The sequence below is a fragment of the Mesorhizobium sp. CA12 genome (assembly GCF_020165255.1).
Lineage (GTDB): Bacteria > Pseudomonadota > Alphaproteobacteria > Rhizobiales > Rhizobiaceae > Mesorhizobium.
The window spans coordinates 158,378-170,774 of record NZ_JAIUHT010000005.1; the positions used below are offsets into that span (position 1 = coordinate 158,378).

The 12,397-nt window shown below is 64.4% G+C and carries 11 protein-coding genes; 2 read left to right on the forward strand and 9 right to left on the reverse strand.

The genetic code is table 11. From position 1 onward, the window contains the following. Nucleotides 1–3 precede the first annotated feature (3 nt). On the reverse strand, nt 4–1,446 hold the full coding sequence (locus LB520_RS11115; protein WP_224637519.1) for an FAD-binding oxidoreductase: 1,443 nt from the start codon (nt 1,444–1,446) through the stop codon (nt 4–6). A 162-nt stretch (nt 1,447–1,608) separates the two neighbouring features. Between LB520_RS11115 and gloA the strand changes: the two genes are divergently transcribed. Next, on the forward strand, nt 1,609–2,022 hold the full coding sequence (gloA, locus tag LB520_RS11120) for a lactoylglutathione lyase (RefSeq protein ID WP_224523124.1): 414 nt from the start codon (nt 1,609–1,611) through the stop codon (nt 2,020–2,022). Between the two features lie 83 nt (nt 2,023–2,105). Here gloA and LB520_RS11125 read toward each other — a convergent pair whose 3' ends face one another. The 4 genes from LB520_RS11125 to LB520_RS11140 all read right to left on the reverse strand — a co-directional run bounded on the left by LB520_RS11125 (nt 2,106) and on the right by LB520_RS11140 (nt 6,816). Then, entirely contained in the window at nt 2,106–3,074 is a 969-nt protein-coding gene (locus LB520_RS11125) for an ABC transporter permease (protein ID WP_095768593.1), read from the reverse strand. Nucleotides 3,075–3,078: 4 nt separating this feature from the next. Beyond that, complete coding sequence (locus tag LB520_RS11130) at nt 3,079–4,581, reverse strand: sugar ABC transporter ATP-binding protein (RefSeq protein WP_095768592.1); 1,503 nt, start codon at nt 4,579–4,581, stop codon at nt 3,079–3,081. Between the two features lie 5 nt (nt 4,582–4,586). Next, a complete protein-coding gene (locus LB520_RS11135) occupies nt 4,587–5,570 on the reverse strand; it encodes an ABC transporter permease (protein ID WP_224637520.1) in 984 nt (327 codons plus the stop codon). A 163-nt stretch (nt 5,571–5,733) separates the two neighbouring features. After that, nucleotides 5,734–6,816 carry a sugar ABC transporter substrate-binding protein gene (locus LB520_RS11140; RefSeq protein ID WP_224637521.1) on the reverse strand — a complete coding sequence of 361 codons (1,083 nt, stop codon included), beginning with the start codon at nt 6,814–6,816 and terminating at the stop codon, nt 5,734–5,736. A gap of 207 nt (nt 6,817–7,023) precedes the next feature. On the opposite strand from LB520_RS11140, the gene LB520_RS11145 reads away from it, so the two are divergent. Next, the gene (locus LB520_RS11145; protein ID WP_224637522.1) at nt 7,024–8,616 is read left to right on the forward strand and encodes a GMC family oxidoreductase; all 1,593 of its coding nucleotides are present in this window, start codon (nt 7,024–7,026) and stop codon (nt 8,614–8,616) included. 39 nt (nt 8,617–8,655) lie between these two features. On the opposite strand, the gene LB520_RS11150 is transcribed toward LB520_RS11145, so the two are convergent. The 4 genes from LB520_RS11150 to LB520_RS11165 form a co-directional block, all read right to left on the reverse strand. Further along, nucleotides 8,656–9,711 carry an ABC transporter ATP-binding protein gene (locus tag LB520_RS11150; protein ID WP_224637523.1) on the reverse strand — a complete coding sequence of 352 codons (1,056 nt, stop codon included), beginning with the start codon at nt 9,709–9,711 and terminating at the stop codon, nt 8,656–8,658. A 26-nt stretch (nt 9,712–9,737) separates the two neighbouring features. After that, a complete protein-coding gene (locus tag LB520_RS11155; protein ID WP_095768587.1) occupies nt 9,738–10,493 on the reverse strand; it encodes a ribonuclease activity regulator RraA in 756 nt (251 codons plus the stop codon). A 104-nt stretch (nt 10,494–10,597) separates the two neighbouring features. Then, nucleotides 10,598–11,476 (reverse strand): carbohydrate ABC transporter permease, encoded by an 879-nt coding sequence (locus LB520_RS11160; RefSeq protein ID WP_224637524.1) that lies wholly within the window; start codon nt 11,474–11,476, stop codon nt 10,598–10,600. Further along, nucleotides 11,473–12,396, reverse strand: a complete 924-nt coding sequence (locus LB520_RS11165) for a carbohydrate ABC transporter permease (protein WP_224637525.1) — start codon at nt 12,394–12,396, stop codon at nt 11,473–11,475. Before LB520_RS11165 ends, LB520_RS11160 begins: the two co-directional genes overlap by 4 nt. Nucleotide 12,397: the final 1 nt, after the last annotated feature.

Sequence of the window (12,397 nt, forward strand, 5' to 3'; positions counted from 1 at the left end):
CGCTCACCTATAGTCGAGCGCGGATGCGGACGCCAGAATGCGGCCGTTGCTCAATATATGGCGCGGATCGAAAGCATCCTTGATGCCTGCGGCGAGATCGAGCGTCACCGGATCGATGCGGTCGAGGAAGGCCCGCTGCTTGACCCGGCCAATGCCGTGCTCGGCACTGATCGAGCCACCATAGCGGTCGACGACGGCGAAAATCTCCGCTTCCGCCTCCTCGAACAGATGCTCGATCGCCTCGGCCCCCATGCCCTCCGGCGGCACGACGTTGAGATGGATGTTGCCGTCGCCGACATGGCCGTAGGTGACGGGCAGCGCGTCGGGTCTCGCCCGTCCAAGTTCGGTGAGCGCGTCGGCGACAAAATCGGCAAGCTTGGAGATCGGCACCGAGACATCGGTGCGCAGATAGCGGCCGCCGCGGCCCTGCCGCTCGACCATGATCTCGCGGTAAAGCCACAGGCGCTCGGCCTGCGCCCGGGCCGATGCCACAATGCCGTCCTCGACAAGATCCTCGACGCCGGCGAGAAAACTCAAAAGCATATCCTTGAGGTCGATAAGCCCACCGGACGAAACCTCGATCAGCACATAGGCGGGATAAGGCTTGCCGAGCGGATCGGGGAAATCCTTGCCCTCGCGCATGGTGATCTCGATACCGCCGCGCAGGATCAACTCGAAGGCGGTTAGCAAGTCGCTACAGCCGCGCCGCGCCCGCGCATAGAGCGCCATTGCATCCTCGACGGAGCGTAGGCCGACAAGCGCCGTTTCGATCTGCGTCGGCTTGGGGAAGAGTTTCAGCGCCGCCGCGGTGACGATGCCGAGCGTGCCTTCCGAGCCGATGAAGACCTGCTTCAAATCGTAGCCGCGATTGTCCTTGCGCAGCACCTTCAGCCCGTTCCAGATCCGGCCGTCGGCCAGCACGACTTCGAGGCCAAGCACCAGGTCGCGCGTCATGCCGTAGCGCAGCACGTTGAAGCCGCCGGCATTGGTGGCGACATTGCCGCCGATGCGGCAGCTGCCTTGCGCTCCAAAGGTGATCGGCAGGATGCAGTCACTCTCCTCCGCCGCGCGCTTGGCGTCCTCGAGGATGCAGCCGGCCTCGACCACCATGGCGAAGTCGATCGGACTGATCGAGCGGATCCTGTTCATGCGCTCCAGCGAGACGACGACCTCATTGCCGTCAGCCGCCACCGCCGCGCCGACAAGGCCGGTCAGCCCGCCCTGCGGCACGACGGGGATGCGCTCGGCATGACAGTGCCGCATCAGCGCCGACATTTCTTCCACCGAGCTGGGCCGCGCCACCGCCAGCGGGCGGCCGAAATGGTCGCCCGACCAGTCGCGGCTGTAGCGCGCCAGGTCTTGCGGTTCGGTCAGCAGCCCGTCATCGGACAGCACGCCGGCGAGGGCGGCGATCTGCGATGCGGAAATGGGCGGCACTGCATTCATGAATTGAACCTGGACCTTCCGGAAACGACTGGACAACCACTAATCTTGTCGTGTTATCATACAACCCTGATTGAGAACATCAAGCGATAGCATGCTTCTTCCCGAAGCCGCTTGATGTGGATGGTCAGACGGGCAAATCACTGAATTCGGAGGACTTTCCCAATGAGCGACGCCCCCGGCTTTCGCTATATGCATACCATGATCAGGGTGCTCGACCTCGACAAATCGATCGCCTTCTACACCGAAGTGCTCGGCATGACCTTGCTGCGCCGCGAGGATTATCCCGGCGGCAAGTTCACCAACGCCTTTGTCGGCTATGGACCCGAGGACAAGGAAGCCGTCGTTGAGCTGACGCTGAACTGGGGCCGCGAGGAGCCCTATGAGATCGGCACCGGCTTCGGCCATCTGGCGCTCGGCGTCAACGATATCTACGCCGTCTGCGCCGAGCTCGAGAGGCGCGGTGCCAAGATCCCGCGCAAGCCCGGACCGATGCAGCACGGCACCACCCACATCGCCTTCGTCGAGGACCCGGACGGCTACAAGATCGAGCTGATCGGCCTGGACACGATGCAGTAAATTCAGCCCGGACCGCACCGGCTCATTGCCGATGCGGTCCCACTTGGTCCGCGTCTGCTTGGGAGGCGGTGCGGATAGGTTCGTCACTTGATGACCGCGATCTTGCTGCGGTCGATGGTTATGGCGACGGCGGCGATCAGCACCGCGCCGAACACCATATTTTCCAGGAAGATGTTGACGCCGACGAAGGTCATGCCGATGCGCACGATCGAGATGATCAGCGCGCCGACCGCGGTGCGCGCCACGCCGCCCAGTCCGCCGGTGATGGCCGTGCCGCCGACGATGACGGCGGCGATGGCGGGGAGCAGCAGCTGGTTGGCGAGCACCGGCGAGCCGCTGGACAGCCTGGCCGCCAGCACGACGCCGGCGATGGCCGCCAGAATGCCCGATGCGGCAAAGGCGATGATCTTGGTGCGGTCGACATTAATGCCGGCCGCCCACGCCGCCGGTTCGCCGGCCCCGACCGCGATCGCCTGGCGGCCGAAGCGGGTGTAACGCAGCGCGAGGAAGCTGACGATGCCGATCAGTGCCGAAATCAGCACCACCATCGGCAGGCCGAAAATCGTAGCGTTGATCCACGCCGTCTTTTCACGCCCGGCTTCCTCGATGGTGATGGCGCGGCCGTTGGAGACCCAGAGCGCCAGGCCGGTGACCACGCCGCCGGTAGCCAATGTCGCCACGAAGGACGGCACGCGCAGCTTGACGTGAACGATGCCGCTCAGCAGCCCGAAGGCGAGGCCAGACAGGATCGCCACCGGGAACGCTGCGAAGCCGAGCGAGGGCAGCAATTGCGCCAGCATCACACTCGCCAGCGAGGCGACCGCCTGGATCGACAGGTCGATGCCGCCGAGCAGGATGGCGAAGGTGACGCCGGTCGCCAGCATAAACAGCACGGCGGTGTTGGCAAAGAGCAGCGCCAGCGTCTCGCCGGTCAGGAAGCCGGGCGCGGCGATCTCGATGATCAGCAAAAGGGCGACAAGCAGCACCAGCGGGATGGCGCCTTGCGTCCACTTGCCCTCGAAGACCTGCTTGATGGAAAAACCTTCATTCATCGGCTTACACCATCGCTCGTAGCAACTCGACCTGATCCGGCTTGTTGCCGGGGCTAGCATCGAAGCGCGCGGTGATCTCGCCGTCGCGCATCACCAGAACCTGGTGCGACAGGCCGATCGTCTCCTCCAGCGTGTCGGAGATCAGAAGGATCGCCACGCCTTGGTCCGAGAGGTCGCGCACCAGCTCGTAAACCTCTTCCTTGGCGCCGACATCAAGCCCGCGCGTCGGGTGGTCGAGCACCAGGATGCGCGAGCCCGCCGTCATCCAGCGCGCCAGCACCACCTTCTGCTGGTTGCCGCCACTGAGCTTGCGGCAGGCGGCGTCCGGTCCTGGCGCCTTGATGCTGAGCCGCTTGATCCAGTCAGCGGCAAGCCGCCGCTCCTTGCCGTAATCGATGGCCCCGTTGCGCATGACGCTCGAGAGATCCGCCAGCGAAATGTTCTCGGCGATCGACAGGAACATCACCAGGCCTTCCAGCCTGCGCTCGCGCGGCACATAGCCGATGCCCTTGCGCACTGCCGGCTCTGGCGAGCTGAAGCGAACCGTCTCGCCGGCGATCTTCATCTCGCCCGCATCATGTGGCAGGAAGCCGCCGACGGTGCGCGTCACCTCCTCGCGGCCGGAGCCGACGACGCCGGCAATGCCAACGATCTCTCCGGCGCGGATCGAAAGGTCGACACCATGATAGAAGCCGCTGGCGCCCAGGCCCCTGGCCTCGACCATGATCTTATCGCCCGGCGGCTGCTGACGGGCCTCGCGATAATATTCGGCCTGCAGCCCGCGCCCGACCATGATCTCGTGCAGCTCCGGCGCGGTGACTTCCGCGGCGCGGTGTTCGGCCACGACCGCGCCGTCCTTCATCGTGTAGACGCGGTCGGAAATCGCCAGCACTTCGTCGAGGCGATGCGACACGAAGACGAAGCTGGCGCGGGATTTGAGCGAGCGCACCCGCGCGAACAGAACCTCGATATCGGCGGCGTTGAGCACCGAGGTCGGCTCGTCGAGCAAGATGAGCAGCGGACGCTCGACCATCTCCTCCAGCGTCAGCGCCTTGGCGAGCTCGACCATCTGGCGCGCGGCGAAGGTCAGTTCGGAGGTGCGCGCGGTGACGTCGATGTCGACGCCGATCTTGGCCAGTTGCCGGCGCGCCGCAGCATTCATGGCGCGCCAGTTGACAAGACCGAAGCGGGTGAAGCGGTCTTCTTCGCCGAGATAGATGTTTTCGGCGACGGTCAGGTTGAGCACCAGCGATTGTTCCTGGAACACCATGCCGATGCCGTTCCTGGCCGCGTCACGGGCGTTGCGTAGCTTGAGCTGTTCGCCGTCGAGGGTGATCGTACCGCCATCCGGCCGATAGCCGCCGGCCAGCAGGCGCATCAGCGTCGACTTGCCGGCGCCGTTCTCGCCGATCAGTCCGACCACCTCGTTCGGCCGCACCTCTATGGAGACGTCGCGCAACGCCTGGACGCCGGGGAAATTCTTGATGATGCCGGTTGCCTGCAGCATGGCGCTTACTTCACGATCTTCAGGCGAACGCGGTCGAGCGACAGCGCCACCGCCGCGATGATCATCAGGCCCTGCACCGTCTGCTGGATGTAAGGCGAGATGCCGAGCAGGATCATGCCATTGGCCAAAACGGTGACGATCAGCACACCGATCAGCGTATTGACGACGCCACCCTCGCCCCCGGTCAGCGCAGTGCCGCCGACGACCACCGCGGTGACCGCGGCAAACAGCCTGCCGTCGCCGATGACGGCATGCGACTGACCGAGCTGCGCCGCGGCAAGCACACCGGCAATGCCGAAGAAGAAGCCGGCCAGCGCGAACGCCGCGATCCGCACGCGCGTGACGTTGACGCCGGAGAGCCTGGTCACGTCCTCGTCGCCGCCGATCGCCAATATGTGGCGGCCGAGCCGGGTGTAATACTGGATGACCGCTGCAAGCGCGAACGCGCCGAGCGCGACCCAGACCGCCAGCGGCAGGCCGAGGAAACGGTGCAAGGCGAGATTGCGGATCGAGGCGTCGTTCAGTCGTATGGCCGAGCCGCCCAGCATATAGACCGACAGGCCCAGTCCGATGAACCACATGCCGAGCGTCGCCATGAAGGACGGGATGCGCAGCATCGTCTGGACGAGACCGCTGATGAGGCCCATGACCGTGCCGGCGGCGATCGCCGCCAGCACTGCCCACCAACCATAATCGTTGCCGTTGCTGTCATTGGCGGCGAGCAGCACCACCACCATCGCCGCCACCGACAGGGTACCCTCGACCGAAAGGTCGATGCTGCCCATCACGATAATGAAGGTCAGTCCCATCGCCAGCGTCAGCGGCACGGCGGCGGAGTTGGCGAGCCGCACCAAGTTGCGCAGCTCGATGAAATTGGGATTGGCGATGGTGATCAGCACGCACAGCACGACCAGCACCGCCAGCGGCGCGAGCCTGCGCCAGCGCCTGCCGCCGAGCATGATGGCGATGCGGCCGGGGAGGAATGTCATAAGCGCTGTCCGCTCGATGTCCGAAACGGACTTCAGAGGTTCTGTATCGATTGTCAACAAACCGCTTCCCGTCTGCTGGTGACAGGCGTCGTGGCCGCGGGCGCAAGACGCCGGCAAAAAGGGGCGGCCGCTGCCAGGGAGAAGCCGGCCCGCCCCAAACGGGTCAGGCCCGGATCGCTCCGGTCACCCGGCCCCAGAGATCGTTCCAGTTGATCTCGGGCTTCGCCTCGACATTGGTCTTGTAATATTCCTCAACATTGTCGTGCGAGATCAGCACCGCCTTGCCGTAGAATTCGCGGTGTTCCGGCGGCTCCTTGGCCGGGTCGAACTTGCCTATCTTGGCGTTGTAGCCGATAGCCAGCCCCATGCCGCCCTGCCAGAACGGATCCGAGGTGATCGTGCAGGCGAACTCGCCGGTGCGCACCGCGTCGACCGCCGTCTTGATGCCGTCGACACCGACGATCGGCACCTTGCCGGCGAGGTTTTCGGCGCGCAGCGCTTCGAGCGCACCGGAGCCCATGTCGTCATTGGCGGCCCAGATGCCCTTGATGTCGTCACCGAAACGGGTCAGCAGATTGCCCATCAGGTCGAAGGCCTCGGTGGATTTCCAGTTTGCGACCTGGAAGTCGAGCAGCTTGATGTCGGGGTTCGCGGCGAGCGCAGCATCGAGGCCCTTCTTGCGTTCAATCGCGGCCGTGGTCGAGATCAGGCCGCCGAGCGCGACGATGCCGCCCTTGCCGCCGATGGCCTTGAACAGGATCTCGGCGATGGTCTTGCCGCTGGCGATGCCGTCGAACTCGATATGCGAGACATAGTTCGGGTTGAAGTCCTTGGGGTGCAGGTCGGCAGGCTTGTTCCACTGCGTCACCACATAGGCGCCGGCCTTGGCGCAGGCTTCGACGATCGGGCGCGCGTCGGGCGTGTCGTTGGGATCGGAGTTGAGCACCATGTTGCCGTTGGTCTTGGCCAGCATCGCCTTGATGTCGGCGATGCCCTTCTCGCTGTTGCCTTCCGAGACCAGCGTGACGTGCTCCAGCCCGGCCCATTTGGCATAAGCCTCGGCGCCGGTCTTCCACACCGCGTGATAGGGATTGGACAACGAGCGGATCGACGTCACCAGCGTCGGCTTGTCGGCCGCGCGCAACACATTCGGCATGGCCAGCGTCGCCGCCCCGGCGGCAGCGCCCAGCATCAGCGTCCGGCGGCTCACCCTGCCGGAAAAAACAAGACCATTGCTGTCCTTCATTTCGAACCTCCCGATTGAATTGTTTCCGCCCGGCTCGTGCGCAGGGAGCGCGGCCGGGTCCTCCGGAGACGGGCCGTCAGGTCCCTCTACTTGTACGACAACCCTTCAACACGGCAACCATACCCTTTCTCTTGACGTGGCACAAGCGACTTGAGATCGTCGCGCGTAAAAGCGCGAGGCCGGATTTGCCTCGGCAAGGGAGCGAGAATGGCGGACTATATCATCGTTGGCGGCGGTTCGGCCGGCTGCGTGCTTGCCGCGAGGCTGAGCGAGGATCCAGGCCTGTCCGTCGTCCTGCTCGAGGCCGGGCCGCCCGACACCGACCGATACATCCACATGCCGGTAGGCTTCTTCAAGATGACGTCCGGGCCGCTGATCTGGGGTTATGACGCCGCACCCGGCAAGGAGATCGACGGCCGCGTCATGGTCTACCCGCAGGCGCGCGTGCTCGGCGGCGGCTCCTCGATCAACGCCCAGGTGTTCACGCGCGGCTGCCCGCAGGACTATGACGATTGGGCGGCAGACTTCGGCTGCACAGGATGGAGCTACGCCGATGTGCTGCCCTATTTCGTTCGTTCCGAGGGCAACGACACTTTTGCCGGTTCCCAGCACGGCATCGACGGACCGCTCGGCGTTTCCAGCGGCACGCCGCACCCGCTGACCAGGATCTTCGTCAAGGCGGCGCAGCAGGCTGGCCTGCCCTTCCGCGCCGATTTCAATGCCGGCGAGCAGGAAGGCGCCGGCTTCTATCAGACGACGACGCGCAATGGCAGGCGCTCGAGCACCGCGGTCGCCTATCTGAAACCGGCGCTCGGCCGCGGGAACCTGACGCTGCGCACCGGCGCCACGGTCAGCCGCGTCGTCGTCGAGAAGGGTCGGGCCGTCGGCGTCGAGATCATCGCCAATGGTCGCGCCGAGTTGCTGCACGCCGAGCGCGAGGTGATCGTCACCGCCGGTGCCATCGGCTCGCCGAAACTCCTGATGCTGTCCGGCATCGGCCCTGCCGCGCATCTCGAAAAGCATGGCATCAAAGCTGTGCATGATCTCGCTGGGGTCGGCCAGAATCTACACGATCACATGGACGTGGACGTCGTCGCGGAACTCAACGGGCCGCACGGCATCGACCGCTACAAGAAGAAGCGTTGGCAGGCCGTCGCCGGCCTCGAATATGCGCTCTTCGGCAAAGGACCGGTTGCCTCCAACATCGTCGAAGCCGGCGGTTTCTGGTGGGGCGACCGCTCGGAAAAGACGCCAGATATACAATTTCATTTCCTGCCCGGCGCCGGTGTCGAGGAAGGCATCGGCTCGGTCCCCGGCGGCAATGGCTGCACGTTGAATTCCTACCATGTGCGCCCGCGTTCGCGCGGCAGCGTCACGTTGCGCTCGGCGGATCTGCGCGATGCGCCGGTCATCGACCCCAATCCCTTCGCCGAACGCTACGACGTCGAACGCGCCATCGACGGCATCGAGATCAGCCGCGAGATCCTCTCTCAGCCGGCCTTCGCCAAATACATCAGCCGCGAGCATTTGCCTGGAGCGGCGACGAAGGGCCGCGCGGCGCTCGAAGCCTTTGCCCGCCAGCATGGCCGCAGCGCCTACCATCCGGTCGGCACCTGCCGCATGGGCGGCGATGCCGACAGCGTCGTTGATCCGGAACTGCGCCTGCGCGGGCTGCAAGGCTTACGCGTCTGCGACAGCTCGGTGATGCCACGCATCGTATCATCGAACACCAACGCAGCGGTGATCATGATGGCCGAGAAGGCGGCGGATATGATCACCGGGAAGACACCAGCGGCATAGCTCACTCGAAGCGGGACACTCCGGAGAGGACAGGCTCCCTTAATTTATCCTCCTGCCGCTCTCGGCATCGAACAGGTGCACCTTATTCACCATGATCTCCAGGTTCACCTCCTGATCCGGCTTGAAGGGCGGCCGGCCCCGGATCTCCGCCATCAGGTCGACGCCATCGGCGGTCAAGGTGATTTCCTGCGCTTCACCGGTCGGCTCGACAACCTGGACTCTCGCCTGTGCGTGGTTGCCTCCGACAGCGATGTGCTGAGGACGAATCCCGTAAACCACACCTTGCTTGTCCCCCACCCCTGCCACGTGCGGCAAGGGCAGGCGCAGGCCCTGCTCCGCGATGAATGCGCCACTCTGGATGCGGCCGTTGATGAGATTCATTTCCGGCGAGCCGATAAAGCCTGCGACGAACAGATTGGCCGGGTTCTCGTAGAGTTCGGAGGGAGTGCCGATCTGTTCGATGCGGCCTTTGTTCAGCACCACGATGCGGTCGGCGAGCGTCATTGCTTCTGTCTGGTCATGGGTGACGTAGATGCTGGTTCGTCCCAGCCGTTGGTGCAGCTTCTTGATCTCGGCACGCATCTTCACGCGCAGCTTGGCATCGAGATTGCTGAGCGGCTCGTCGAACAAGAAGGCCGCAGGGTCGCGGATGATGGCGCGGCCCATGGCGACACGCTGGCGCTGGCCGCCGGACAGTTGACGCGGCATGCGCCCGAGCAGGTCCTGCAGACCGAGGATCTCGGCCGCGGCCTTCACTCTGGAAACGATCTCTTCCCGGGGAACCTTGGCCAGCCGCAGCGCGAAGCTCATATTGTCGGCCACGCTCATATGCGGATAGAGGGCATAGCTTTGGAACACCATGGCTATGTCGCGCGACTTGGCCGGCATCTCGTCGACGACGCGTCCGCCGATGCGGATCTCGCCAGTCGTATGCTCTTCGAGCCCCGCGATGATGCGCAGCAACGTCGACTTGCCGCAGCCCGACGGACCGACCAGGACCACGAACTCGCCGCTGGCGATCTCGATGTTGACGTCGCGCAGAACTTCCACCGCCCCGAAGCTCTTGCCGAGCTGTTCTATCTCGATTGCAGACACCTATTCTTCTCCCGTACCGGCACGGCTCATTTTCGTTGAGCCTGGCGCCATGCGCGGTATTCAGCCTCGCCCTCAGGGCTCAACGGGTAGTATTTCCGCAGGTCTCCTCCTTGCGCGAGCCGCAAGCGCGAAAACTCTTCCCACTCGATATGCGCGCCGGCGAGTTCGACCAGTTTGGGGGCAAGGCCGACCGGCACGACGACCACGCCATCGTCGTCGGCGACGATGATATCGCCCGGGATGACCAGCACGTTCGAGCAGGCGATCGGAACGTTGACGGCGAAGGGAACGATGTTGGTCTGGGCATGGAAATTCGGCGTGACGCCCCTCACCCAGATGCCGATGTCGAGCGCCGCCGCCTGGGCGGAATCGCGAATACAGCCGTCGATAACGACGCCGGCGCCGCCACGCCCGGCGAAATAGGTCAGCATCATCTCGCCGAAGATGCCGCTGCCCATGTCGCCACGGGCATCGACCACCACCATGTCGCCGGGCTGAGTGGGATAAAGCACGTGCCGGTGCAGTTGCCGCTCCGGCTCCTCGTATTCCGTCTCGTTGTACAGATCCTCGCGCTTCGGCATGCACTGGAGGGTCAGGGCCGGCCCCGCCGCTGTGCTGCCGAGCCTCAGCGGACGCGGCCCACGGATCTGCGGGTCGCGAATGCCCATCTTGTGGTAGAGCTCACTGGCCAGCGTCGCCGAACCGATCGCCGCCAGCGCGTCGACCAGTTCTCGTGGCGGCCGGGAAATGTCCTGTATCGCCGGTATCTGGTCAGCTTCCATTCTATTTCCTCCAATGCGCGGTGAGTTCTAACCTCATCGATCGCACTCAGTTGCGTTCAACGCCCAGCAAAGCCGTCGAGCGCGTTGTGGCCCATGTCCGCTACTCAGCCGCGAACCGCGCCGGTCGTGAGCCCCTTGACCAGCAGCCCCTGGGCAAACCAGACGAACACCAAAGTCGGGATGACCATGAGCACGCCGGCAGCCGACATGGCGCCCCAATCGATGCCGAACTGCGAGACGAAATTGGTGAGGCCGACCGGCAGCGTCTGCGCGGCCTTGCTCGAGGTCAGCGTTAGCGCGAGCAGCAGGTCGTTCCAGGTGAAGAGGAAGGTGATGACAGCGCTGGCGCCGATGCCCGGCGCAATCAGAGGCGCGACGATCTGGACCAGCGTGCGCACGGTGCCGGCGCCATCCGACTGGGCAGCCTCCTCGATCTCTTTCGGCACATCCTGGATGAAGCCCAGAAGCAGCCAAATGGCAACCGGCAGCTTGGCGGCCGTATGGCTGAGGATCAGCGCCCAGACAGTGTCGAGCAGGCCCATGGCGGCGAACACGGCGAAGAGCGGGATAGCAAGCGCGATGACCGGGATCATGCGCATGATCAAAAGCAGCCCGAAGATCAGCATGGCGCCCGGCATCCTGAAGCGCGACAGCGCATAGGCGCAGGGGATGGCCAGCAGATGGACAAGAATGACCGTCGCCACCGAGACAATGACGGTGTTCCAGACATAGCCCATTGTGTCGTACTGGGCGAAGACCGCGACATACTGCGTCAGCGTCGCTGTCTCGGGCATGATGTGCACCGGAACCGAGAAGATATCGGCCGAGCTTCGGATCGAGGTCAGGAACAGCCACACCAGCGGAAAGACGGTGAGCGCGACTGTGACGACTAGCGCCAAATACTGACCGGCGATTCCCGCCGTGAACCGGCGGCGCCGGCGCTTTGGCATGGAACGTGCGTCGACGATGACGGCTTCGCTCATATAGCCCTCCGTTTCGCAATCAGCCACGGCACTCCGTAGAGCAGGGCGAGCACGAACAGCGACATGCCCAGCGCGATGTAGGAGACCGCCGCCGCGTGTCCGAAATCCACCGCCTGAAACGCCAGCAGGTAGGAATAGACCGTGAGCAGATTGGTGGCGCCGCCCGGGCCGCCCTGCGTCATCAGCCAGACGACGTCGAAGGTGCGGAAGGTGTCGATGATGCGCAGCATCAGCGCGATCATGATGACCGGGCGCATCAGCGGCAGAACGATGTGCCAGAAGCGCTGCCACGGCGTCGCGCCATCCACCGTGGCTGCCTCGAGCGGCTCCTGCGGCAGGGATTGCAGGCCGGCAAGGAACAGAAGCACCATCAGTGGCGTGTTCTGCCAGACGTCGGCGACGATCACCGAGACGAGCGCCCAGGTCGGGTGGTTGAGCCACGGAATGTCAGGCAGGTTGAACATGCGCAGCAACGCATCGATCAAGCCGTATTGGGTGTTGAACAGCCATCGGAAGTTCAGGCCGACGACGGCGGGCGCAATCATCGGCGGAACCAGAAGCAACGTGCGCGCAAGTCGCATGCCGCGCAATTTGCCGTTGACCAGCACGGCGATCGCCATGCCAGCCACCACTTCGATCGTGATGGAAACGACGCTGAAAATGGTCTGGTTTCGCAGCGCCTGGTTGAACTGGCGGCCAAAGAGCTCGTCGGTGTAGTTTCCCGTTCCGATGAATGGCGCCGAGCCGCTCAGATCCCAGCGGAAGAAGCTCATGACGAAGGAGTATCCGAGCGGATAGATCAGGATGGCCAGCATCACGAGAAGCGCCGGGCTGGCCAGGAGGTAACCTCTCTGCCAACTGTAGGGCAGCGGCGAACGTCGCCGGCGCCTTGGCGCCCGGTGCTGCGCTGCGGCCGACATT